Consider the following 24,185-nt stretch of genomic DNA (forward strand, 5'->3'; position numbering starts at 1 on the left):
ACCGGTATGCATTGCATACCGGTTTTTTGTTGTTTAAAATACAATTTGCATAGTGCGAATTTCGCTGCCTGGGGATTTAATCAATGACAGTGGGCGTTCTGCCAATGCCTACCGCAGCGTTCGCAATCTTGCGCCAGGAAGCACAGCCGCAAATACCGTCTGCCGTCAGGCCGTTGTCGCGCTGGAAGGCTTTGAGTGCGGTAAGGGTGTTGTTGCCGAAAATGCCGTCCAGTGTCTTGGTGCTGTAGCCCAGGGCGTTTAAAGCGTCCTGCAAAATCAGCACGTAGGTGCTGCGGCTGCCATTGCGCACGGTCGGGTAGCCGGAAGTACCACCGCAGGCAGGTGTGCCATAACGCCGGTCAAAGTGTACCCAGGTTGGCGTCATCGAAAGCGGCTCAACGTAGCCCCATACGCCAAGGTCGTAGGCCACGTTCCAAATGCGGCGGCGCTGTGCGGCAGTCAGCGTTTGCCCAACATCAAAGGCAACGCCGGCATAGTGCTGGCTGGTTGTGCCATGGCCACCCTCCCAAATGCGCTTGAAGGCATAGCCGACGGGAATCCCAGAGCCATAGGTTTCGCGGGTTTCGTTCCAGCTTTCCATTGCACGGGTTGTTGTCCATAGGGTATTGCTCTTGCTCGAGCCGCGGAACTCACGCACCAGAAGAGTGCGCCCGGTGGAATAAGGCATCGGGTCGGTGAGGTCGCGGTAGAAGATGTAGAATTTATTTTCATACTGGTCGTAAACGAAAATTTTCAATTTAGATACCGCCCTTCCAGTGATTTGCAGATAGTAACCATAGATAACTTCCCAAGTGGCTTCATCGACCACGCCGGTCACCGGCAGCCCAAACGCTTGCTGAAAATCTATTACGACCTGTTCGGTTTGCGGGCCAAACCATCCATCCTCATCCAAAAAGTCGATTGCGCAATAACGCTCGGCAATGGATTCAATGTAATACTGCAGCTCAAGCACGGCCGGGCCGGCACTGCCGTACCCAAGCACGTAGCCGGGGTATGAGCCCGCTGCAACGCTCAGCTCTCCGCCGGATGCGACGAGTAATTCTTTGTAAACTTGCACCATGGTATTCCAGGTTTCCGTGTCGACCTCTCCGGTAATGGGCAAAGCGAAAAGCTGCTGAAACGCCTTAACAGCCAATGTGGTATCCGGGCCGTAATAGCCGGAATTATCTGTTTCCGGGATGGAGTCGTAGTAGTCGTCGGCAAGGTCCAGCATCTGCTGTACAAAGCTTACCACATCTCCGCTCATGCCTTCTTTTAAGGTGTAAGAGGGGGTATCAGAGATGGTGTATGTCACAATAGGCCCATCTATGGTGCGCAAACGAATGACAGAAATATAAATTGACTGCCAAGTTGCAGGGCCAACAATGCCATCCTGCGTGAGGTTTGCGAGCTTTTGGTAAGCAATAACGGCGTTTTGGGTTGCCACACCGAACACACCGTCATAAGCAATGCGCGGAATGGATGAATAGTAGGCAGAGAGTAAAAAGAGATAAAATTGCACCTCTTTCACCTTTTGACCGGTACTGCCAACAGTAAGCGGAGCACCGGGATAGACGCCCGGGGTTTCGTTCGGGTCAAGTACGCCGTTTACGAGATCGGCGTATACCTCATACAATTTATCCCAGGTTGCCTTGCCGATTACACCATCTGCAGCAAGCGAGAACCTATTCTGGAATTTGATGACCGCATTCGCAGTAGCAGAACCGTAGATGCCGTCCGGGCTAATGGCAGGGATATCCGGATACGAGCTGCTGAGTACGGTGAGGAAGAACTGTGCAAGCTGCACTTCGGTGCCGGTGCTGCCAACCCGCAGCGGGGTGCCGGGATATTGGCCGATCCAATCGGTGCCGGGGGGAGTGATATCACTTTCTGTACTCATGAATTCGTTGTACAGTGCTGCCCAGGTAACAGGGCCGACAACGCCGTCTTGCGTGGTGGGTACAGTGGCCTGGAATGCTTTTACCGCAGCGGTTGTAGCAGGGCCAAAAATGCCGTCAATGCTCACCGTAGGAATACTGCTGTTAAACTCCGATAGTACAGAAAGGTAAAATTGCACACGCTTGACGTTGGCACCGGTATCGCCCTGCTTAAGGGCTGTGCCCGGGTAAGTGCCGGTGGACGGAAGGCCTGTCGGCTTCTCGCCTTCGCTGGTTAGCTCTGCCAGCTTTTTGACTGCAACATAAATGTAGCTGATTTTGTACCAGGTAGACTTGCCCACAACGCCGTCTTGCGTAAGTGAAAATTGCTTTTGAAAATTTTTCACGCTAGATTGGGTTGCGGAATCAAAAGTGCCGTTAACCTGCAAAGTACCCAGCGCAGGATAGTTTTTGCTGATACGGTTGAGCTGCCGCTGCATAATGCTTACATCTGTGCCAGTACTGCCCAGGCGCAGCGGGGTGCCGGGGTAACTGGAAGGAATCGCCTGAATGTTATTGGTGGTAATCAGCTCTATACTGTTGCCGTAATAATATTGCAAAATTTGCAGGGCGGTTTTACCCTGGTCTGCAAGAGTCTTGGTGCCCCACTGTTTCATGCCTGGGCAGTTAGGTACAATTTTGCCGTCGCAGTATTCGGCGTAAAAAGGCTCTACGGTGCCGGATTTGCGAATGTAAGTATTAAAGATGTCGTCGACCACTTTGCTGACAGAATCAAAAATATTGCGACCATAGACGAAATATTGATCATAGCTGGTGGAGTTGGTAATGGTGAAAGGATAGCCCTTGCTGGGATACCATTCAGTGAAAACGCGGTTTAGCGCAAGGCTGATTTGGGCATAGATGTTAGCCTTGAGGCTTTCCTCCGGCCAGGTGGGGTAGATTTCGCTGCTGGCAACGTTTTTGATATAGTCGCGGAACGATACGGTTACGTTTTGTGCGCTGCTGGTGGGTCGGCCAAGGTGTACGATTACATTGGTGGGAATGATGACTTCGCGCAGAACGAATTCGCTTGAGTCGCAAAAAACTTTCGGCTCGGGGCCGCTGCCGCCGTCGCCTTTAAACAGACTATGTACCGGAACATCGAACATTTCAGGTGCGGCCCGTACGACCGACTCCTGATTTTGAGGCTCCATTTCCAGATACATTAGTGCATTTTCTTCTGCAAATACCTGAATATTTTCAACGATGAAGTTTTCCCAACCTGTTTTCTCTGCCGATACAGTATAAACGGCATAGGGCAAAACAGTGCGGTTGTTTTCGTCCAAAGAAAACGCTTTATCAGGGGCGGGTAACGCAATGGGGTCGGAATAGCCGCCCTCATCGGTAACTACGGTAATGACAGTGCCGGTGGCTGAGGTTATAGTGGCGGTAACAGCATCCACCGGGATGCCGTCGCGTGCGGAACGAGAAAATAACTGAAGATAACCAGTGCTCATAACAGACATACCTCCTTAATCAAAGGTATGCAAAACATCTGCCCCGCGTGACATATTTACCGACCATAAGACAAAAACAGCCGTACACCGCGCAGATTGTCTGCCCGTGTACAGCTGTTTTTTCTGTTTATTTTGCAAAGGCTACCAGCAAAGTGCCTGCTGTAATCAGTCCGGCCCCCAGTGCTGTTTTCCAGTTAAACGCCTCGCCAAGGAACACCGCGGCAAGAAGCATGGTAAGCACCAAGCTGAACTTATCAATGGTGACAACAGAGGTTACCGGCCCTGTTTGCATCGCCTTATAATAGCAAAGCCAAGATGCGCCGGTTGCAATGCCGGAAAGCGCAAGAAAACACCAGCTTTTGACCGAAAGCTCACGCAGACCCTGTCCGTGCCCGGTAATCGCGACCATGCCCCATGCCATAATCAGCACAAAAACGGTGCGCACCGCGGTGGCAAGGGTTGAGTTGATTCCGGTAATGCCGACCTTTGCGAAAAGCGCCGTTAAACTGGCGAAAACAGCGCTGAGCAGTGCGTAAACTGCCCACATTTTTTTCATCCCCCACGGTGCCCTGTTTGCGGCCAACGCCCAGCAGGCAATGCTGCAATAGGCTGGCTGCCCGACAATCCAATTTGATTATATCACACAAACCAGGACACGCCATAGACGAAACTCGCAGGTTGTCGCTATGCCTGCGGTGTTTCCTCATCCCGCTCTGGGTGGTATTTGTGACGAGTGGCAAGCCCGCCGCGCAGGTGTCGCTCCTCTTTGTTTTTTTGCAGCACCTTGGAGACCTCCCGCCAAAGCGATCGATCTATCTTGCGCAGTCTTGTTGTTACATCTTTATGTACGGTAGATTTGGAGATGCCAAACACGGTAGCTGCATTGCGCACCGTTTCGCCTGTTTTGACGATATATTCTCCTAGCGCAATAGCGCGCTCTTCAGGGTCACCTTTCACTGTAACTCACTCCTAACAGCCCGTTTGTCCAATTGTATGCGTCAAACATTTAGGATTAGAACAGTGGAGAAATAAGCAAAATTTTCTTTACTATTTAGACAATTTGTTTGCCGGAAAAAGGGCGATATGCAAAACATATCATTTGGTAGCGGGCTTGTTTAAATACCAAAAAGAGAATAGATTACCAGAGTTTACAAGGAGAAAAAGCTGGTGCCATTGCTATGGGAAAATAGAAAAGCTATTCTTTTCCTGTGCTTCTAAGAGCGTATAATGTAAATGAGCATTTTAATCGAATAGCCTAGAAAATGGTTCTAAAACAGCCGAAAAGCTTCTTGTCAAAAAGTAACCGGTATTTCTGAACGTTTCAGCAAAAATACTTGCGCTTTAAGCAATAAACTTAAAGCGTTGTTAACTACCACCAAAGAAATCAAAATTAATTTGGAAGAACGCCGACGCTAAGGTGCTTGCAAGCTGCAAAAATCTAAGCTACAATATAAGTGTCAGTTGAACTGACAACTATATTACAGTAGATTAGGGAAGTGCGCATGTCTTTAGAAGAGTTACGTGAGCAAAACAAAGAAAAAGTGGTTGCAGCTGCTTTGCAATGTTTTTTGCGCTACGGCATTGAGAATACAAAAATTTCTACCATCGCAAAAACTGCCGGTTTAACAGAACGCTCTATTTATCGGTATTTTGCAACAAAAGAGGATTTGGTTTTGGCGGTTGCTCTTTTGTTTTGGTCGCAAACCATGCAGGAGTCAGAGCGAGTATACGCTTCCAGCGCAGTAAAAGCTTTAAAAGGCGCACAGCAAATAGAAGCCGTGCTCAAAGCTTATGCCAGCCAGTACTTTGCCGCAAAAGAAAAAATTGTTTTTATACAAGAAGCAGAGGTGTATCTGCACAGAAATGGTATGGCTGCGCTGATTGCCAACAAACCCCCAGCCCCGTTTGACCAGTGCGAAGGCCCGCTCAGCCAGGCCATCCACACCGGCCTGCGGGATGGCTCAGTAAAGAACCGTGAGTATGTGGAGCGGCTATATTACAATGCCTACGACGGATTGCTGGGCCTGATGCAAAAGATGGCGACAAGCGCTCCCAATACCTGGGCACACACAGTCGATGATAAGCAGAGGTTAGATGATTTCTGTGAAATGATGGTGCGGGCATTTTGCGGATGACATAATGAAAATAAGATAAGAAAGAAGGCAAGTTTCTGCGCCACAAACCAAGTGATATTGTGGCGTAATTTTTTCACCCAAGGCTGTTAAAAAAATATCAAACAAGAGGGAGATTTTCGTTAAACGCATGCTAATGCATGTAAAATAAAGGAGGAATATTGTATGCACACGACCCAAAGCGCGGCCAAACAGAAGGTGGAAGTTTTATTTAAGCTGATCATGTTCACGGCGGCCATTTCTGGCATGGCACTTTTGGCCGCATTTTATCCCATCTATGCCAATCTTCCGCTCATCGTCATTCCCTCTGTTTTGGTACTTACCTTGGCAAAGCCCGTCTTTTTTGAAAAGATGAAGCTGATGACCCTAGTCGCGATGCGGATACTGATTGTGTTTGCGGCACTTCGGTGGTTTAATCCGCAGGTCTATGTAGATGTCATCATGCTGATGCTTATCGTAAACATTCTGGAAGCTACGTTTACCGATCTGCTGCGCCACAAAAAAATGTACAATGCTATTTCCGGTTTCGCGGTAGCAATCGGCGTAATTGCATTAAAAGGCACTTGGCTGTTTGATGCGGCAGTAGGGGATTATTACATCGCAACGGGCGTAGTGCCCCTGGTAACGGCGCTATATGTGCTTGCTTACACCTTATGGAACTGGATTTTTGTAACCAATGAGTTTAGTGATTCGGTTGCACTGATGCATATTGGCTTTTTGAGCGCGCCGCTGATTGGCGCTATTTGCACGCTTTGGCTGGGTGCCTATGGTGGGCTTGGCATGTGGCTGCTTTTGCGCGCAAACTCGCTTGCCATTGGCGGCTGGCTGCAAATTGGTGCGAAAGAATGGTTCGAGCGTGAATTCCATGACCAGAGCTTTGCTCGATTTGTGGCGTGGACAAAGCAAAAGCCGGTACAGATTACCTTGATGATACTTAACCTTGCACTGATTGCGACAGCACTTTTCCTTACTTTTTCAAACGGCGGAATTTCTTTTACCTTTTCTTCGTTGAAGATATAGACCATAGAAAATTGATAGGAGGAACAAAACGAATGCAACAGTATGATGCCATTGTTATTGGAGCCGGTAACGGCGGCCTTGCCTGCGCCGCAACCTTAGCGGAAAAGGGCAAAAAGGTAATTCTTTTTGAAAAGCACAATATTCCCGGGGGCTGTGGTACCAGTTTTCGCCGGGGGCGTTTTGAATTTGAGGTAGCGCTGCACCAGCTGAGCAGCATGGGAACGCCGGAAAAGCCCGGCCCGCTGCGCGAGCTGTTTCGGCGTTATGGTATAGAAAATCAAATTGAATGGATTGAAATTAAAGAATTGTTCCGTGTCAATTTTCCGGACGGAACCGGCATCAGCATCCCGGCCGACCGTAAAAACTGCGAGGCGTTTTTGTGCTCACAGTTCCCGCAGGAAAAGGAATCCATTCTGCGTTATTTCGAAACAGTATACGCGTTTTGTTCAGAATCCGCCGCGTTTGCTGAAAAGAGTGCTCAAAGCACGGGTGAACCCAGTGCTGCCAAAAAAGCCATCATGAAAATGGGATTTCCTAAAATGTATCCTACCTTGGCACGCTATGCGCTGAAAAGTACACAAGAGGTGCTGGACGAATTTTTCAAAGATGTCAAGTTGCAGCTTGCGTTAAGTGCCTACTGGTGCTTTATGGGCATGCCGCCCGCGAGATTTCCGTGGTCGATTCTTGCAAAGTGTACCAATATTTATATGGAAGACAAACCTTTCTATCTGCGCGGCACATCCATGATGATGAACCAGGCAATTATGGATGCTGTGCAGCGGATGGGCGGTGTGGTGCACCTCAACCGCGGGGTGGAGCGCATTGTGCTGGAAGGTGGAGCTGCTGTTGGCGTGGTGGATGAAAAAGGGGAAGAGTACCGGGCAAGCAAAATCATCTCCAATATTTCGCCGCTGGCAACCTACGGCGCACTGCTGCAGCCGGAAGAGGTGCCACAGGCAGCACAGGAATACCTGCGTCCCTACACTATCGGCATTTCGGCACTGACCTGCTTTATCGGCCTGGACTGCACGCCGGAAGAAATCGGCTTTGCGACTTCGTTTACGCTGAACTATGAAAGCTTTGATGCCAACGAGGATTTCAAGGATGCCTACAAGCTTTTGCCGGAAAAAGATCCGCTGGTCGCGACCTGCTACACGGTAGACGACCCGGAGATTTCGCCGCCGGGAACCAGCATTATTACCGCCGGAACGCTGAAATACAGCGCCGAATGGGAAAAACTGACCCCAGAGCAGTATTATGAGAAGAAATACGAGGCCGGCAAGCGAATTGTTGCGCGTCTGGAAAAAATGTATCCCGGATTTACCGACCATATTGAAGAGATGGAGGTTGCAACCCCGCTGACTCATATGCGCTACTTAAACCATCCCGGCGGAGCGATTTACGGATACGAGCAAGACGTGATGTCCTCTGTGTTCTTCTTCCCGGCAGAAAGCAAAATTCCAAACCTTGAGTTTGCCAGCGGCTGGGTAAATGCCTGTGGATTTGGCCCGAACTATCTCTTTGCCGATAAAGTGGCAACCAAGATTGCTCTGGAGGTGTAATAATGGCAAAATCAATCAAAGAAACGTTGCTGGGCACTTTGGTGCACGGAGAAGAAATTTTAGAGAACATACGCGTGATGCGTGAGGTTTCGCAAGATAAAATTACGGCAGGTAACGAGGCGGATGTCCGCATTGCTCCGCTGCATACCAAAGAGCTGAACCTTGTCGTCAGTTCTGTCGCAGATACCGGTAAGCAGGCAAAAGTGATTCGACTTTCTTCGCAAAATGGTTATTTGCCGCCTTTCGAGGCAGGGCAGTACATTAACCTGTTTGCCGAAATTGACGGTGTACGCACCAGCCGACCGTATAGCATCTGCTCTTCGCCGCGTCAGCGCGCTTATTACGAAATCACAGTTGCGCGTACCAAAGATGGCTTCGTTTCTGATTATATGCTGGACGAGGTGAAAGAAGGGGATACCTTTACCGCCAATGGCCCGGCAGGTGTATTTCGGTACCAACCGGTTTTCCACAGTAAGCGGTCGCTGTTTTTGGCAGGCGGCAGCGGCATTACTCCCTTTATGAGCATGCTGCGTGAAATCATCGATGCCGGGCTGGATCGTGAGGTCACATTGCTTTATGGGTGCCGCAATGTAGAAAATGCCCTCTTCCATGAAGAGCTTTCGGGTTACGCGGCAGAGCATCCAAACTTTACTTATCATCTCGTTCTTTCGGATTCGGCAGAAGGCTGGAGCGGGGAGCAAGGCTTTATTGACGCCGCTCGTATCGCGCGGCTGGTGCCGGATTTTTCAGAGCGAACCTGCTACATCTGCGGCCCGCAGGTGATGAACGATTTTTGCAAAAGCGAATTGCTTGGCATGGGTGTGCCACTTAAAAAAATACGCCGTGAAATGTTTGGCGCACAGCGGGATATTACAAAAGAGCCGGGGTGGCCGGTAGATTTGACAGGGCAGGAAATATTCCGCCTTACGGTAGATGGGCGTGTCATTGAGGCCAAATCCGGTGAGTCGCTGCTGACCGCGCTGGAACGAGCAGGGGTACGTGTCAACGTATGCTGCCGCAGCGGTGAGTGCAGCCTGTGCCGTGTCAAACTGGTATCCGGCAAGGTGTTTTTGGCACAAGGCATTTTGCAGCGCAAGGCGGATGAAGCCTTTGGCTATCTGCACTCATGCAAATCGTACCCTGTGAGTGATGTGGAGATTATGCTTTAACACGCAGGAAGGTGGTAAGTATGGGCTTCTTTTTTCAAGGTTACAGCGCTGCCACAATCATCACGCTGCTTTTGCTGGTGGCGGCTCTGGTGGCGGTTAACGAGCTGACACGGCGCAGTAAGGCAGCTGCGATTGCCGCTTACTGTATTTTCCCGGTTGTTTTGGTGGGGTTAATTGCAGCAGGTGTGGTTAGTAGCCCTTCCAGTAAAACATGGTTTGGCGTTGTCAAAACTTATTCTGCTTTACTGGGCGTCACTGGGTTTATGGCCATTCGTTATACCAAATGGGGCAAACGGAAGTTTGCATGGTATTTTCCTGTGGCGATTTTAGCAATTAATATTGTGGAAGCTATTGCACGTGAGCTGGAGGTGTTTGAACGCTATAAAACCCCGACGGTGGATGCCGGAGGAGTGATGCTTCTTGGTGGTCCCTGGAATTTGCTCAATGCGCTGGCAGGTGTCTTTTTGCTGCTGACACTGACAGGGTGGATGGGCATTCGGGTGGCACAAACTCCATCCCGGGATATGGTTTGGCCCGACCAGTTATGGTTTTGGATTCTTGCGTATGATTTATGGAATATCGCTTATTGTTACAACTGCATTTCCACCCGGTCCATGTATGCCGGTGTGGCGCTCATCGCGGCAAGTGCAGTGGCTGAAATTGCTGCAAAGCGCGGCGTTTGGCTACAGCACCGTGCGCAAACGCTTGCATTGTTCGGCATGTTTTCGCTTGCGGTGGATTACCAAGCGCTGCCCTCCTTTGGGATTACAGCGACCTACAACCCGACAGCATGGTTTGCATTAAGTGCACTTGCCTTAATTGTAAATATTGCGGTGTTTGTGTACGAAATGTCACAGATTGTAAAAAGCAGACGCAACCCTCTGCGACAGGAAATGTATCAGCATCTGGGCGCCTATCAAAAAAATTTACTGGCAAACAATTTGTCTGCACCCAAAACTAAAGTGTAAACCAAACGATAAAGCAACACAAAAGCAAATTGTCTATTATAAATCAAAAAACATTCGCACAGGGTGTAAGCCGGTGCGAATGTTTTTTATTTGCCATCGCTTGCACACTATGCACTCATTTTTGAGGAAGTCTTAGACTTTGCAGAAGGGGATAAGAAAAACAGGATAAATCTATCAGTGAAAAAGTGGAATACAGTGGTAACCACACTTAGCCCGCTAAGGCCTAAAAGAGCAAAATACAGGTTTCACTTGTGCAGAATTTACAGCAAAAAAACATAGAGATTGGAGATAAACACGAAAAAGATACAGAATGATTAAAAAATACGATACAGTATTTACAATTTTTGTATAGAATGTTAAGATGTGAATGTAATCAATTACATTTCGCACTCGTAATTATCTGAAGAATAAAAAATGTTGTTGAAAAATCAGGAATTATTAGTGCTTTTATTTATAATGCAGATGTAAACGATTACAAATTGTGATATACATTTTTTATTTTCAAATTTCCCAGCACGGTGACCTTTAAGCGCGTGGCACGGCTTTTCTTGGCATTGACAGTCGAAACCACACGCTTTAAGATGAAAACATAACAGTTTTCACAAGCTGGATATCACTTTTCATCGGAGGTATGCCATGCACACGATTCAAGAAGTTGCAAAAGAGGCGGGCGTTTCGGTCGCAACCGTTTCGCGGGTGATTAACCAAAGCCCAAAAGTAACACAGGAAACACAGCAGCGTGTTAATGCTGCTATCGCAAAACTAGGCTACCACCCCAACGTTTGGGGGCGCAGCCTACGCCGGCAGGAAAGCCGGATGCTGCTTGTCTTTGTGCCTAATATTACAAATCCCTATTATGCCAACATCATTACTGGTATTGAAGACACAGCCAAAAAGAACAACTACAACATGATGCTGTGCGTAACAAACGGAGATAAGGAACGAGCCAAAGAATATTTTGAGTTGTTGCGCTGCGGCAATGCCGATGGAGCGCTGTTGCTGGACACCACGCGCAATGACCAATATGTTCCTCGCCTTGCGAAAAACTTCCCGATTGTACAGTGCTGCGAATATTGCGAGGATGAATCTATCGGGCATGTTTCTATCGACAATGTCAGCGCAGCAAAGCAGGTGATTCAGTACCTGGTGTCACTGGGACACAAGCGTATCGGCTTTGCAGGTTCTGTCAACGAGTTTATCTCTACCCAGCAGCGCGAAACCGGGTTTCGGCAGGCGGTGGCAGAAGCAGGGCTTGCACAGGATGAAGTCTGCTTTGCCTATGCTGATGCAGACTACAACTTCTTATCCGGTGTGCGCGCAGTAAAAGAGCTGCTTTGCCAGCCTAAGCGACCTACCGCGGTGTTCTGTATTTCCGATATGATTGCGCTCGGCGCTTTGCGTGCTGCGAGCGAATTAGGGCTGCGGGTGCCAGAGGATTTGACGGTAGTCGGCTTTGACGATGTTTCTTACGCGACGATGTTTCAGCCGATGCTGACTACCGTAAGCCAGCCGGGTTATTCGCTTGGCAAAACTTCCTGCGAAATGCTGCTCAAGAAGATTGCAGGCGGTATACCAAGCCACGTTTTCTTAGAGCACAAAATCATTCTTCGAGATTCTTCGGCGTCAAACCACGCCTTGGAATAAAAGTAAAACACAAAATTAGGAGGACCAGACAATGAAAAAGTTACTCGCACTTGCTCTTGCATCCGTCATGGCGCTTTCCTTGGTGGCATGCGGCGGCAGCGCTTCCAGCACACCCGCTTCCGCACCTGCATCCGGGGCTTCTTCCGCTGTTGACAGCGCAGTAGCCGGCGGTGCCCACAAAATCGGCATCCTCGCACCGGCTGTTACACACGGCTGGGTAGCAGCTGTTGCTTATAATGCAGAAGCACGCTGCAAAGAGCTGGCAGACCAGGTGGATTACAAACTTTACACCAGCAACAACGCAGAAGAAATGACCACTCAGCTGGATGACCTGATGACTTGGGGCGCCGAAGCAATCGTTGCATTCCCGCAGTGGGAAGGCATGGAAGTGCCCATCCAGAAAGCACTCGATGCAGGCATCACCGTTGTTAACTTCGACATCGAAATTGCAGCAGACGGCGTATACCGTGTATCCGGCGATAACGAGGACATGGGCGTTCAAGGTGCAAAATACATCGTTGACAAAATTGGCAAAGAGGGCACCGTTGTTGTGCTCGAAGTACCGACTTCCGGCTCTGTTTCTGAGCTCCGCAAAAAAGGCTTCATGGATACCATCGCTGAGCTGGCTCCCGACATGAACATTGTAACCTATGCAACCCAGTTCACCCGTGAAGACGGCTTGAAAGATTTTGCAGATATCCTTACCAGCAACTCCAAAATTGATGCTGTTTATTCTATGGACGACGAGACTTCTATCGGCGTACTGCAGGCCATCAAAGAGAGCGGCCGCAGCGACATCAAAGTTGTTACCGGTGGCGGCGGCAGCCAGGAATATTTCAAGATGATGCCCGAGTATAAAGACCTCTGGATTGAATCCGCCCTGTACAGCCCGGCCATGGTTCGCGACGCTGTGGACATGGCACTGGATGTACTCAACGGTAAACAGGTCGAGAAAATCAAAATCATTCCCACCACCATCGTGGATAAAGACAATTACACCGAGTACCTGGACGAAAATTCCCCGTACTAATCTGTAACAGACCGAGTATAGGGGCTATGGCAATGCCATAGCCCCTTACTTGAAGAAATGGAAGTGATAGCATGACGCTGGAGATGCGCGATATCTGCAAGTCTTTTGGCAGCAACACGGTACTTAAAAGCGTTAGTTTTACATTGCGGGGTGGCGAAATTTGTGCGCTGCTTGGCGAAAATGGCGCAGGCAAATCTACGCTGATGAATATTTTGGGCGGGGTATTGCCCGCAGATTCCGGCAGTGTCCTGCTAGATGGCAAAGTGCAGTCGTTCGCATGCCCGTCCGATTCTCTTGATGCGGGTATTGCTTTTATTCACCAGGAGCTTAGCCTGATCAATGACCTCGCAATTTACGAAAATATGTTTATTGGGCGAGAGTTGAAAACCAAACGCGGTCTTTTAGATGCAGCGGCGATGATAGAAAAAACGCAGGCCGTTTTTGACCGCATTGGTATTTCGCTTGATCCTAAAACCATGGTACGGGACCTGGACGCTTCTTATAAGCAAATCGTCGAGATTAGCCGTGCGATGATGATGGATGCTTCGGTTATTATTATGGATGAACCGACGACATCATTGACAGACCCTGAAATCGAGCGCGTTTTTGAAATGATGCGCACCCTGCGTGAACAGGGTGTAGGTATTGTTTTTATTTCTCACAAACTCAAAGAAGTAATGGAAATCTGCGATTGCTACACCGTACTGCGCGACGGCAATATGGTAGCCGCGGGCAAAGTGCCGGAAACATCGATTGACGAGCTGGCGCGCCACATGGTTGGACACAATGTGCGCACCGAAGCCCTTTGCAAAAGCGCAGAATTTTCTCACGATGTGCTGCGCGGCGAACATTTAACCGGCAGCGGGTTTGCGGATATTTCCTTTTGCGTACGCGCCGGCGAAGTGCTCGGTGTTACCGGGCTGCTGGGCGATGGCCGCAGCGAACTGTTCCAGACGATTTTTGGGGCAGGAGGGAGCTATACCGGGCAGGTATATCTGGAAGGAAAGCCCGTGAAAATCACCAGCACAATGCAGTCCATGCGGCTGGGCGTGGGGTATTTGCCGCGCAACCGCAAAGAAAATGGTATCATCGGCGATATGAGCATTCTCGACAATGGTTCAATTGTAACCTGGCCATTGCTTGCCCGCTGGGGCTTTATTGACCGCAAAAAGCAGCATGCAGAATTTGACCGTCAAAAAGAAGAGCTTCATATTAAGATGGGCAACAAATCAGACCTTATCACCAGCCTTTCGGGCGGTAACCAGCAAAAAGTGGTGCTGGCAAAATGGCTTAGTGCAAACCCGAAAGTGCTGATTTTAGATAACCCGACCCAAGGCGTTGACGTGGGCGCGAAAGAAGAAATTTACGACATCATTCTTGCACTGGCGAAAAAAGGGGTGGCTGTCGTTGTACTTTCCAGCGAGGCGCAGGAGATTATCCGGGTATGTGACCGCTCTCTTGTCATGTTCCATGGCAGGCTGATTGGCGAGGTAAGCGGCGAGCAGATGAACGAGCACGAGATGATGCGGCTTGCCACTGGTGGTGACCAGACAGCGCATGAAACTGCTTAGATGTGCTGCAAAGCGATAAAGCGTAAAGGAACCCTGGCTGCTGCTCTTTGCGGGCAGGCGGCGCAAGCACAGCTCCTCAGAAAGGAATAACAGATATGAAAACCACAACAAAAAAGCAAACCAGTTTTTTCTCATGGTTCCGGGATATGTGGATGAATCATCCCTTGTTCAGCACCGGCATTGCTCTGCTGGTGATGATAGTTTTGCAAACGATTGCACTGGGCTTTGATTTCTCATCCATTGGTGCATGGTTCAACGTATGGGCCCGCAACTGGGTCAACATTCTGCGCAACAACGCCGGTGTTGGCATTATTGCCTTGGGTATGACCTTTGTCATTATTTCGGGCGGTATCGACCTTGCTGTCGGTTCCACTCTTGTAGCTGTTGGTGCTGTATTGATGATGTTCATTGATTCCGGCGCTAAAGGCATCCTTGCAGGCATTGGCATAAGCGGTGTACCCGCTTTTGCAATCGGCATTCTGGTTGCAGCAGGGTTTGGTACCATGCTTGGCGAAATTACCGGATTATTGATTACAAAAGGCAAGCTGCCGCCGTTTATTGCGACACTTGGCACCATGAAAATTTGCCGCAGTGTGACGCAGCAATTTATGCAGGGGTATACCCCCACAGTGCCCAAACCGTTTTTGCAGATTGCCAGTTTTGAAATCGGCGGTCAGATGCTGATGCCGATTCTCTACTGGGGATTGCTTGCTTACCTGCTGCACGTTGTATCCAAGCGAACCACCTTTGGCCGTCATGTGTTTGCAGTAGGCTCGAACGAGCGCACGGCAAAACTTTCGGGCGTGAATGTGCAAAAAGTGAAACGCCGCGTTTATGCGCTTATGGGCTCACTGGTTGGCCTCGCAGCAGTGTTGCAGGTAAGCCGTATTGGCTCGATGGACTATGCGAACGCAGGCAGCGGATATGAGATGGATGCTATCGCTGCGGTTATCGTGGGCGGTACCAGCATGTCTGGCGGCAAGGGCTCGATCGTGGGTACCGTGCTTGGCATGTTGATTATCGCAGTAATGAATAACCTGCTTAACCTGATGGGCGTACCCCCGTTTTTACGCGAGGCCTGCAAAGGTGTTATCGTCATTGGTGCGGTGCTGCTGCAGAAAAAAGAAAGCGCTTCCTGATAATAAAAGCCAAGGGGGGAATCACGATGTTTCACATTGGAATAATCGGTTGTGGGAAAATTGCACAGGTTCGCCACATTCCGGAGTATGCCGATAATCAACAAGTACATATGGCGGGCTTTTTTGACTTAAATACCGAGCGCGCCGAAACCTTTGCTACACAATATGGCGGAAAAGTATACCCTAGCTACCAAGCCATGCTTGCCGACCCGCAGATTGATGCGGTCAGCGTCTGCTCTGCAAACGTTTCTCATGCAGAGATTACGATTGCTGCGCTCAAAGCGGGTAAGCATGTGCTGTGTGAAAAGCCGATGGCCACCACGCTGGAGGATTGCGAAGCGATGGTGAAAGCGGCACAAGAGGCCGGGAAATACCTGATGATAGGGCAAAATCAGCGTTTGACCAAAGCACATAAAAAAGCAAAAGACCTGATTTTAGCCGGAGCCATTGGCAAAGTGCTTACCTTTCGCACTACTTTTGGCCACGGTGGGCCAGAGAGCTGGAGCATCGACCCGGGCAAAAACACCTGGTTCTTTGATAAAAACAAGGCTTCAATGGGGGCGATGGCAGACCTCGGCATTCATAAGACAGACTTGATTCAATACCTGCTGGGTGAAACCGTGGCAGAAACCAAAGCAACTGTAACAACACTGGACAAAAAAGACGCGAATGGCAACCTGATTGGTGTGGACGACAATGCCATTTGCATCTACACGATGAGCGGTGGTGCCACTGGTACGATGACAGCAAGCTGGACCTATTACGGCGCCGAGGATAACTCCACTGTGCTGTATGGCACTGCGGGCAGCATGCGCATTTACGACGACCCTGCTTATGCTATCCAGATTACCACTGCGGCAGGCGAGCGGATTCTTTATGAAATGGAAAAAATACAGACCAACGACAACCAGACAAAATCTGGTGTGATTGACCTGTTTGTAGAGTGCCTTGCGGAAAACAAAGCACCAGAAATTTCGGGGGCGTCTGTTCTGCCGGCAATGAGGGCCGTTTTTGCAAGCATCGAATCCAGCGCTACCGGACAAAGCATCAAAATAACACAGTAAAGCGAGGCGTATCTAGTTGAAACTGGGATTTGTAAGTGCCATTCTGGACGGGTGGACCTTTGAGGAAATGATAGACACCGCAAGTGAAATGGGCTACGAATGTGTAGAAGTAGCCTGCTGGCCGCAAGGCAAAGCAGAGCGCCGATATGCCGGAGTCTGCCACATTGATGTGGATACTCTGGACGAAGCTAAAATTACTTATATCCACAATTATTGCAAAGATAAAAAAGTTGAAATTTCTTCTCTCGCGTACTATCCCAATACAATGGATCCGGATATTGAAAAGCGCGCGACCTGCATTGCGCATCTGAAAAAGGTAATTGATGCAAGCCATCGGCTGGGCATTGGCATGGTAACTACTTTCGTAGGGCGCGATCAGTCCAAAACCGTAGAGGAAAATATCGCATTGTTTCGCGAGGTTTGGCCGGATATTATCCGCTTTGCCGAAGAAAGAAAAGTAAAAATTGCCATTGAAAACTGCCCCATGCTGTTTGGGCCAGACCAGTGGCCGGGCGGGCAAAACCTCGCCACTACACCTGCAATTTGGCGCCAGCTTTTTGCAATTGCAGAAAGTGACTACTTTGGTCTGAACTACGACCCGAGCCACTTTGTGTGGCAGATGATGGATTATCTTGCACCGCTTTACGAGTTTAAAGATAAAATCTTTCATGTGCATTACAAAGACATTAAACTGTATCCGGATAAGCTGCGCGAAGTGGGAATCATGGCCTATCCGCTCGAGTATATGGCCCCCAAACTGCCTGGGCTTGGCGATGTGGATTGGGCGAAATATGTATCCGCGCTCAATGACATCGGCTATAACGGTTACACCTGCATTGAGGTGGAGGACCGAGCTTTTGAAAGCAGCCGTGACCGGGTGCTTGATAGCCTGCGTCTTTCTAAACGCTATATTGAGCAATTTGTGATTTAGTTTAAAAGTACAAACGCGCAGGGCTGTGAGCTCAGCGCGTTTGCTTTACCGTGGTTTTGAGATACAGGTAAACAGAGATAAGGCATGTACTGCCTTTAAATTAAAGCCGCGAAAGCGGCAGAATGGAGCTTTTATGAAACGTATCATTGCGGTTAATTCTAATTGCTATCATGGTTATTCCATAGAAGATGCCATCGACGGCATAGCTGCGGCAGGGTTCCATTACATAGAGCTGACAGCCACCAAAGGCTGGACAGAACACGTCTTTCCCACCATGCCTCTCGAGCGGCTTTGGCAGGTCAAAGAAAAGCTGAACAAGGCAGGGCTTATGCCTTTTGCAATGAGTGGGCATTGCAATTTGATGGACACGGCACGCATCTCGGATTTTGTTTCTAATATTCGCCTAGCAGCGTTTTTTGGCTGTGATTATATCGTGTCTTCAGTCGGTGAAGCCCACTTGGAAGACAAAGCCATTGCAAGCAATGAAGAAGTGGCGCGTCACATCCGTGCATTGGTGCCGTATCTCGAAGAGTATCGGCAGACGCTGGTGCTTGAAACCCATGGTGACCACAGCACAGGGCGTATTTTAAAAGAGATTGTTGCCTTGGTGGATTCGCCGCGTGTGAAAATCAACTACGACACCGCAAACGTTATTTTTTACGGAGATGTTGCTCCGCAAGACGATTTGAGCTGCTGCATCGAGGAGGTAGCCTACATGCACCTGAAAGACAAAGCGGGCAGCACACGAGAATGGAACTTCCCGGCACTGGGGGAGGGAAATATTGATTTCCCCAAAGTGTTCCAAAAACTAGAAGCGGCAGGCAATGATTGCCCGTTCAGCGTCGAAATTGAATTTACCCAGGCTGGCCCTGAAAGCCTTGCGCAAATCAATGCGGCAGTCGAAACTTCAGCAAAGTATCTTATCGAGCATGGCTTTGAGCTGTAAAGGAGGACACTATGATACGCATAGGACTGGTTGGTGCCGGAGGCATGGGAACGGTACATCACAGCAATTACGCCCATATTGAGGGCTGCGAGGTAGTGGCGGTTGTTGGCACTTCACCGAAAGACCATGAAAATGCTGCGGCATGGAATCTGCCGCTTTATGAAACTATCTCAGCGATGGTGGCAGCGCAGGAAATTGACCTTGTGGATGTTTGCACACCGACTTTTTTGCACAAACAGCATGTGATGGAAAGCCTCTTGGCAGGCAAACATACCATCACGGAAAAACCAGTAGCACTTTCTGCTGAGGATGCCCGTGCCATGTTTGCGCTGGCAGAAGAAAAAGGTGTACAGCTTTATGTGGCACAGGTGTTGCAGTTTACGAAAGAAGTAGAGTTGCTACACCGTCTGGTGACCACAGGGGTGTATGGCAAACCTTTGGATGCCTGTTTTGAGCGCCTGTCCGCCTGCCCGCAATGGGCACAAGGGGGATGGCTGTTTGACAAATCCAAAAGCGGCCTTGTACCGTTTGATTTGCACATTCATGATTTGGATGTGATTGTGAGCCTTTTTGGCAAGCCCGACCAGGTAAAGGTAACAAGCTGCCGTGGCGAAAGTAAAGACTACGCAGAACAGTATCGGTTTGCATATACTTTTGGGAAACTGAATGTCGTGGCGGAAGCCGGTTGGCTGAATGCCGATATTCCATTTACGGCTCGCTGGCGCGTTTATTTTGAAAATGCGATGGTCGTCAACGATGGCACACAGGTAACGGTTTACCAGTTCGGTGAGCCGCCACACGTATTCGATACGGAAGACGAGGTGAAAATCCCCACCGGAATTAATGTGCCGCCGACCGGTTGGTACTTAACCGAGCTTCGCCACTTTATCGAATGTGTAAAAGAAAATCAGCCCTCACCGCGGGTGCCAAAAGAACAGGTGCTTACCGTGTTGGAAATTTTGGAACAGGTCGATGCTTAAATTCACAAAGGTGTAAAACCAAAAAAGGATAGCCTGTGAAAAGAGCCGACGCACGTTTTGCAAATGCATATATTAAATAAAAAAAGAAACCCCGAAGCAGCGAAAGCTGTTTCGGGGTTTCTTGATTTCAGGTTAATGCAGAAAAAATGGCTAAAATAAAGTGTTTTGAAAGAGTGCAGTCACTTGCATATTAAGAAACATCTGTGTGTACGGTAGATTTGGAAATGCCAAATACGGGAGTTGCATTACGCACCGTTTCGCCTATTTTGACGATATATTCTCCTAGCGCAATAGCGCGCTCTTCAGGGTCACCTTTCACTGTAACTCACTCCTAACAGCCCGTTTGTCCAATTGGATGCGGTAGACATTAAGACGGTAGCGCGTTTCCGTTTGTTTTTGTCACTTGTGCGAACCAGTGTGCGCTGTCTTTCGGGATGCGCCTTTGTGAGGGATAATCAATATAGACAAGCCCAAAGCGTTCCCCATAGCCACAGTGCCACTCAAAATTATCGGTCAGGGACCAGGCGAAATAGCCGCGCAAATCCACACCGTCTTCACAGGCGGCGCGCAGCTGCAAGAGGTAGCGATGCAGAAAATCAATGCGGTCAGGGTCATGCACTTTACCGTCTAGAAAAATGCGGTCATTGCAGCTTTGCCCATTCTCCGCAATGCAAACAGGCAGGCCGTAACGCTCTGCGATAAAACGTGGCCCCCAGCGCATTACTTCGGGCGTAACAGGCCATTTGGTCGCAGTAAGCGGAAAGCCGCGTTCTCGCTGGGCGTAAACAGGCTCGCCCTGCGGATCTGCCAAAACCTTGCATCCATTATAAATATTTAGTCCAATCAGGTCGGGTTTAAAGTTTATTTCCTCCAGTTCTTTTCGAGGAATACGCGCGATACAATCGCCAAGCGTACCGCTGCATTCGGGATAATGGCCAAAGCACACCGCGTCCAGCACGATGTTATGGGTAAACATCCAGTCAATGTCTGAAAGAATAAAGGTTGCCTTGCGGGCAGCGATAATATCAGCTTGTGATGGTGTGGCCGGGTAGCAAAGTCGTCCGGTGGTAACAATGCCAATTTCGGCGAAGGGGTCTTCGCTGCGCAAAGCAGCAGCGGCCAGCCCGTGCCCACGCAGCATGCCATGCAGTTGTGCAAAAGCCTCGGGCAGCGGCATCTTTTTGCCGGGTGCATGAATGCCCCAAGCGTAGCCCAGCTGAAGCACACATTCGGGTTCGTTAAGCGTGAAGTAGTGGTGCACCCTACCTTTTAAGTAGGCGCCGACCGCCCGCGCATAGCAGGCAAACTGCTCCGCAGTTTTGGGGTTTGCCCAGCCGCCGGTCTCTTCCAGTGCCTGCGGTAAGTCCCAATGGAAGAGGGTGACATAGGGAGTGATGCCGGCACGAATGCAAGTGTCTACTACCTTGCCGTAATAGGCGAGGCCTGCGGCATTAATGTTACCATCGCCCAATGGGTCAATCCGTACCCAGCTAATACTGAAACGATAAGCGGAAACGCCCATTGCTGCCGCAAGTGCAATGTCTTCGGCATAACGGTGGTAGCTATCGCAGGCATCTTCCCCGCTCTCGCCGTTTGCAACGGCATTTGGACGACGGCAAAAGGCATCCCATACCGATTCGCCCCGCCCATCTTCGCTGACCGCACCCTCGATTTGATAGGCAGCCGAAGCGACACCCCATACAAAATCTTTTGGAAATGGCATAACAAAATCCTCCTAAAACAAAAGAGCCTGCTTTGAGCGAACAGGCTCTTTTTGTAAATCATCCCATGGTTACCAAAACATCCACACGGCTGCCGCTGGGGGCAACAGGCAGTACGTCCGAACACTCAACCCCATTGCAAATCAGCTTTGCCACGCCTTTTTCAGCGCCGGTGCTGTTGTCAACTTTAATATGGTATTCTGCACCGCGATAGCAACGAACGATAGAAAATGTGGTTAAATTGCGCGGTACACAAGGGTCAATCCGCAGGCCATCTAATGTAGGCTGAATGCCCAAAATATATTGGCTGACGTTCACGAAGGTCCAGGCAGCCGTGCCGGTCAGCCAGCTATTCTTGGCTTCTCCGAAGGTTGCAGCATCGCGTCCCGCAATCATTTGGCTGTACACATAGGGTTCGGTGCGGTGCACTTCGCTGATTTCTTCCAGATAAGCAGGGCAAGTGCGGCGGTAAATCTCAAAGGCGCGGTCACCGTGCCCCAGCATAGTTTCCGCACAAGAAATCCAAGGGTTGTTGTGGCAAAAGATGCCGGCATTTTCTTTATAGCCGGGTGGGTAGGAAGAGATTTCGCCAAGGTTCAGCTGGTAAGTTGTATAGGCTGGCTGGTGCAGTACGATACCGTATTTTGTGTCCAGCCGCTCCTTTACCCTGGCAAGTGCTTTTGCGGCACAACCATTCTGGATGCCTACGCCTGCCATAACGCACATACCTTGCGGCTCAATGAAAATCTGTCCCTCGGTGCACTCAGCACTTCCAATCGGCGCACCAAAGGCGTCATATGCACGGCGGAACCATGCGCCGTCCCAACCCGCATGCAGCAATACAGTTTCCATCTCGGCAACTTTCGTCCGAGCATCAGCGGCTTCTTCAGCAAGCCCCAGATTTTCGCAAATTGCTGCCCACGCATGCCCGTATTTTACGAACATGCCCCCGATAAATACACTTTCAGCCTTGCCGCTTTCAAAATTCGCGCAGGTCTGGAAGCTTTCTCCCGGCTCTTTAGAAAAACAGTTCAGGTTCAAACAATCATTCCAGTCTGCACGGCCAATCAACGGCAGGCCATGCGGACCCAAGTGAGAGGGGATGTAATCAAAACTGCGGCGCAGGTGCTCCGTAAGCGGGGCAGAAAGAGTAGCATCGTTATCAAATGGTACCAATTCGGTGAGGATGGAAAAATCGCCTGTTTCACAAAGGTAGGTGTAAACTGCGGCAATCAGCCAAAGAGGATCATCGTTGAAACCGCTGCCCACATCCAGATTTCCGCGTTTGGTTAGCGGTTGATATTGGTGATATGCGCTGCCGTCTGCAAACTGGGTGGCGGCAATGTCGAGAATGCGTTCGCGTGCACGCTCGGGAATCAGATGTACAAAGCCCAGCAGATCTTGGCAGGAATCGCGAAATCCCATACCGCGTCCCATACCGCTTTCGTAATAGCTTGCACTGCGGCTCATATTAAAAGTTACCATGCACTGGTACTGGTTCCAAATATTCACCATCCGGTCAAGTTTTTGGTCGGGCGAGGTGAGTGTAAAACGAGAGAGCAGGGTGCTCCAATGCTGCCGCAGTGCGGTCAGCGCGTCCTCCACCTGCTGTGCAGTTTCAAATTTTGCAAGCAACGCGTTTGCTCGCTTCTTATTTACAATGCCGGGTGCAGCCCATTTTTCTTCTTCGGGATTTTCTATGTAGCCAAGCACAAAATTAAAACTTTTTGTTTCGCCCGGGGCCAGCGTTATCTGTAATTGCAATGCGCCTACCGGTGCCCAGCCGTGGGCAATGCTTTCCGTGCATTGGCCTTGCTCTACGGCAAGTGGGTTTGCAAAACTGCGGTAGTCACCTAAAAATGCGTCGCGTGAAGTATCGAAACCTGCTACCGGGGCATTGACGGAGAAAACTGCATAGTGGTTGCGGCGTTCGCGGTACTCGGTTTTATGATAGATTGTGCTGCCCTCCACCTCGACTTCGCCGGTATTGAAATTGCGCTGGAAGTTGGAAGCATCATCGACGGCATTCCAAAGGCAAAACTCCACAAAACCAAAAAGCGAAAAATTCTTTTGCTCGCACCCGGTGTTGGTAAGCACCAGCCGATCCACCTCGCAGGCTGTGCCGAGTGGAACAAAAGAGGTTTGTTCTGCGCGCAGCCCTTGTTTCTCGCCCGTAATCACAGTATAGCCAAGCCCGTGCCGGCACTCGTAAGCATCCAGTTCGGTTTGTACCGGCTGCCAGCCTGGGTTCCACACGGTATTGCCGTCTTTGATGTAAAAATAACGGCCGCCTGCATCGCAGGGCACATTGTTGTAGCGATACCGTGTCAACCGCATTAATTTGGCATCACGATAAAAGCTGTACCCGCCTGAAGTATTGGAAATTAAACTAAAAAAATCTTCGCTGCCCAGATAATTAATCCAGGGAAGTGGAGTTTTAGGGGTGGAAATCACATATTCCCGATTTCCATCATCAAAATGTCCATATTGCATGATTCATATCTCCTTTTTACAGCGTACCCCGCTCATATTAACGGGAAAACCTGTCGCTTGCGAAAACGTTTAAGTTTTAACTGAAAAGGAGAACCTATGTCTTTAAGATACCGCACGCCGAACAGATTTGCAAGAAGATTTTGAGAAAACACTGCTGAAAAAACAAGTTTGATATTGTGCAAAATGCTTATCCACTGAGCGATAAGCATTTTAGAAGAAAAGCTTCTTTCGAGAAAAGTCGTCGCTATGCTTGCATTTGAAGAGAAACGAAAGCAGAAAAATGAAATAATTTTGACGTATTAATGTAATGTTAAATGGTTTTAAACGTTTTCGCAATTATCATGTTTTTCGACCCATTTAGCCTTTCAAAATGCCCAAAAAACTTAAGACGGCTCTATTGGAAGTGCCAAAAATTGGATTT

19 protein-coding genes are annotated in these 24,185 nt (G+C 49.4%); 13 read left to right on the forward strand and 6 right to left on the reverse strand.

What is annotated here, in order from left to right; translation table 11 throughout:
• Positions 1-76 precede the first annotated feature (76 nt).
• The 3 genes from C1A11_RS09550 to C1A11_RS09560 all read right to left on the reverse strand — a co-directional run bounded on the left by C1A11_RS09550 (position 77) and on the right by C1A11_RS09560 (position 4,351).
• Positions 77-3,394, reverse strand: coding sequence for a peptidoglycan-binding protein (locus C1A11_RS09550; protein ID WP_242965897.1), 3,318 nt, complete (start codon positions 3,392-3,394; stop codon positions 77-79).
• Between the two features lie 127 nt (positions 3,395-3,521).
• Positions 3,522-3,941: an EamA family transporter gene (locus C1A11_RS09555; RefSeq protein ID WP_102051057.1), complete on the reverse strand. Its 420-nt coding sequence runs from the start codon at positions 3,939-3,941 to the stop codon at positions 3,522-3,524.
• Positions 3,942-4,078: 137 nt separating this feature from the next.
• Positions 4,079-4,351 (reverse strand): sporulation transcriptional regulator SpoIIID, encoded by a 273-nt coding sequence (locus C1A11_RS09560; RefSeq protein WP_102050245.1) that lies wholly within the window; start codon positions 4,349-4,351, stop codon positions 4,079-4,081.
• A 545-nt stretch (positions 4,352-4,896) separates the two neighbouring features.
• Here C1A11_RS09560 and C1A11_RS09565 point away from each other — a divergent pair.
• The 13 genes from C1A11_RS09565 (at position 4,897) to C1A11_RS09625 (ending at position 19,550) form a co-directional block, all read left to right on the forward strand.
• The gene (locus C1A11_RS09565; protein WP_102050246.1) at positions 4,897-5,529 is read left to right on the forward strand and encodes a TetR/AcrR family transcriptional regulator; all 633 of its coding nucleotides are present in this window, start codon (positions 4,897-4,899) and stop codon (positions 5,527-5,529) included.
• A gap of 162 nt (positions 5,530-5,691) precedes the next feature.
• The gene (locus C1A11_RS09570; RefSeq protein ID WP_102050247.1) at positions 5,692-6,546 is read left to right on the forward strand and encodes a hypothetical protein; all 855 of its coding nucleotides are present in this window, start codon (positions 5,692-5,694) and stop codon (positions 6,544-6,546) included.
• A gap of 32 nt (positions 6,547-6,578) precedes the next feature.
• Positions 6,579-8,108 (forward strand): phytoene desaturase family protein, encoded by a 1,530-nt coding sequence (locus C1A11_RS09575; RefSeq protein WP_102050248.1) that lies wholly within the window; start codon positions 6,579-6,581, stop codon positions 8,106-8,108.
• Positions 8,109-8,110: 2 nt separating this feature from the next.
• Entirely contained in the window at positions 8,111-9,277 is a 1,167-nt protein-coding gene (locus tag C1A11_RS09580; protein WP_242965899.1) for a 2Fe-2S iron-sulfur cluster-binding protein, read from the forward strand.
• Positions 9,278-9,297: 20 nt separating this feature from the next.
• Positions 9,298-10,245 carry a DUF5692 family protein gene (locus tag C1A11_RS09585; RefSeq protein ID WP_102050249.1) on the forward strand — a complete coding sequence of 316 codons (948 nt, stop codon included), beginning with the start codon at positions 9,298-9,300 and terminating at the stop codon, positions 10,243-10,245.
• Positions 10,246-10,881: 636 nt separating this feature from the next.
• Positions 10,882-11,889 (forward strand): LacI family DNA-binding transcriptional regulator, encoded by a 1,008-nt coding sequence (locus C1A11_RS09590; RefSeq protein WP_102050250.1) that lies wholly within the window; start codon positions 10,882-10,884, stop codon positions 11,887-11,889.
• 31 nt (positions 11,890-11,920) lie between these two features.
• Positions 11,921-12,919 (forward strand): ABC transporter substrate-binding protein, encoded by a 999-nt coding sequence (locus tag C1A11_RS09595; protein ID WP_102050251.1) that lies wholly within the window; start codon positions 11,921-11,923, stop codon positions 12,917-12,919.
• A 71-nt stretch (positions 12,920-12,990) separates the two neighbouring features.
• On the forward strand, positions 12,991-14,490 hold the full coding sequence (locus C1A11_RS09600) for a sugar ABC transporter ATP-binding protein (RefSeq protein WP_102050252.1): 1,500 nt from the start codon (positions 12,991-12,993) through the stop codon (positions 14,488-14,490).
• Positions 14,491-14,585: 95 nt separating this feature from the next.
• A complete protein-coding gene (locus C1A11_RS09605) occupies positions 14,586-15,629 on the forward strand; it encodes an ABC transporter permease (RefSeq protein ID WP_102050253.1) in 1,044 nt (347 codons plus the stop codon).
• Positions 15,630-15,655: 26 nt separating this feature from the next.
• Positions 15,656-16,693, forward strand: a complete 1,038-nt coding sequence (locus C1A11_RS09610) for a Gfo/Idh/MocA family protein (RefSeq protein ID WP_102050254.1) — start codon at positions 15,656-15,658, stop codon at positions 16,691-16,693.
• Positions 16,694-16,709: 16 nt separating this feature from the next.
• Positions 16,710-17,624, forward strand: a complete 915-nt coding sequence (locus C1A11_RS09615) for a sugar phosphate isomerase/epimerase family protein (protein WP_102050255.1) — start codon at positions 16,710-16,712, stop codon at positions 17,622-17,624.
• Positions 17,625-17,757: 133 nt separating this feature from the next.
• The gene (locus C1A11_RS09620) at positions 17,758-18,570 is read left to right on the forward strand and encodes a sugar phosphate isomerase/epimerase family protein (protein ID WP_102050256.1); all 813 of its coding nucleotides are present in this window, start codon (positions 17,758-17,760) and stop codon (positions 18,568-18,570) included.
• A gap of 11 nt (positions 18,571-18,581) precedes the next feature.
• A complete protein-coding gene (locus C1A11_RS09625; RefSeq protein ID WP_102050257.1) occupies positions 18,582-19,550 on the forward strand; it encodes a Gfo/Idh/MocA family protein in 969 nt (322 codons plus the stop codon).
• 190 nt (positions 19,551-19,740) lie between these two features.
• On the opposite strand, the gene C1A11_RS09630 is transcribed toward C1A11_RS09625, so the two are convergent.
• The 3 genes from C1A11_RS09630 to C1A11_RS09640 are packed head-to-tail and all read right to left on the reverse strand — an operon-like array spanning position 19,741 to position 23,764.
• On the reverse strand, positions 19,741-19,869 hold the full coding sequence (locus C1A11_RS09630; protein ID WP_102050258.1) for a sporulation transcriptional regulator SpoIIID: 129 nt from the start codon (positions 19,867-19,869) through the stop codon (positions 19,741-19,743).
• A 48-nt stretch (positions 19,870-19,917) separates the two neighbouring features.
• On the reverse strand, positions 19,918-21,273 hold the full coding sequence (locus C1A11_RS09635) for a GH1 family beta-glucosidase (RefSeq protein WP_102050259.1): 1,356 nt from the start codon (positions 21,271-21,273) through the stop codon (positions 19,918-19,920).
• A gap of 58 nt (positions 21,274-21,331) precedes the next feature.
• Positions 21,332-23,764, reverse strand: a complete 2,433-nt coding sequence (locus tag C1A11_RS09640; protein WP_102050260.1) for a glycoside hydrolase family 94 protein — start codon at positions 23,762-23,764, stop codon at positions 21,332-21,334.
• Positions 23,765-24,185 lie beyond the last annotated feature (421 nt).

Origin of the sequence: Pygmaiobacter massiliensis, assembly GCF_900199435.1 — a bacterium.
GTDB classification, from domain to species: Bacteria; Bacillota; Clostridia; order Oscillospirales; family Ruminococcaceae; genus Pygmaiobacter; species Pygmaiobacter massiliensis.

Bases quoted from the DNA above. Each gene is read 5' to 3' on its own strand.
- C1A11_RS09625 (WP_102050257.1), top strand. From the start codon at position 18,582: ATGATACGCATAGGACTGGTTGGTGCCGGAGGCATGGGAACGGTACAT.
- C1A11_RS09565 (WP_102050246.1), top strand. From the start codon at position 4,897: ATGTCTTTAGAAGAGTTACGTGAGCAAAACAAAGAAAAAGTGGTTGCA.
- C1A11_RS09585 (WP_102050249.1), top strand. From the start codon at position 9,298: ATGGGCTTCTTTTTTCAAGGTTACAGCGCTGCCACAATCATCACGCTG.
- C1A11_RS09590 (WP_102050250.1), top strand. From the start codon at position 10,882: ATGCACACGATTCAAGAAGTTGCAAAAGAGGCGGGCGTTTCGGTCGCA.
- C1A11_RS09580 (WP_242965899.1), top strand. From the start codon at position 8,111: ATGGCAAAATCAATCAAAGAAACGTTGCTGGGCACTTTGGTGCACGGA.
- C1A11_RS09635 (WP_102050259.1), bottom strand. From the start codon at position 21,273: ATGCCATTTCCAAAAGATTTTGTATGGGGTGTCGCTTCGGCTGCCTAT.
- C1A11_RS09600 (WP_102050252.1), top strand. From the start codon at position 12,991: ATGACGCTGGAGATGCGCGATATCTGCAAGTCTTTTGGCAGCAACACG.
- C1A11_RS09610 (WP_102050254.1), top strand. From the start codon at position 15,656: ATGTTTCACATTGGAATAATCGGTTGTGGGAAAATTGCACAGGTTCGC.
- C1A11_RS09570 (WP_102050247.1), top strand. From the start codon at position 5,692: ATGCACACGACCCAAAGCGCGGCCAAACAGAAGGTGGAAGTTTTATTT.
- C1A11_RS09620 (WP_102050256.1), top strand. From the start codon at position 17,758: ATGAAACGTATCATTGCGGTTAATTCTAATTGCTATCATGGTTATTCC.
- C1A11_RS09555 (WP_102051057.1), bottom strand. From the start codon at position 3,941: ATGTGGGCAGTTTACGCACTGCTCAGCGCTGTTTTCGCCAGTTTAACG.
- C1A11_RS09640 (WP_102050260.1), bottom strand. From the start codon at position 23,764: ATGCAATATGGACATTTTGATGATGGAAATCGGGAATATGTGATTTCC.
- C1A11_RS09575 (WP_102050248.1), top strand. From the start codon at position 6,579: ATGCAACAGTATGATGCCATTGTTATTGGAGCCGGTAACGGCGGCCTT.
- C1A11_RS09605 (WP_102050253.1), top strand. From the start codon at position 14,586: ATGAAAACCACAACAAAAAAGCAAACCAGTTTTTTCTCATGGTTCCGG.
- C1A11_RS09595 (WP_102050251.1), top strand. From the start codon at position 11,921: ATGAAAAAGTTACTCGCACTTGCTCTTGCATCCGTCATGGCGCTTTCC.
- C1A11_RS09550 (WP_242965897.1), bottom strand. From the start codon at position 3,394: ATGAGCACTGGTTATCTTCAGTTATTTTCTCGTTCCGCACGCGACGGC.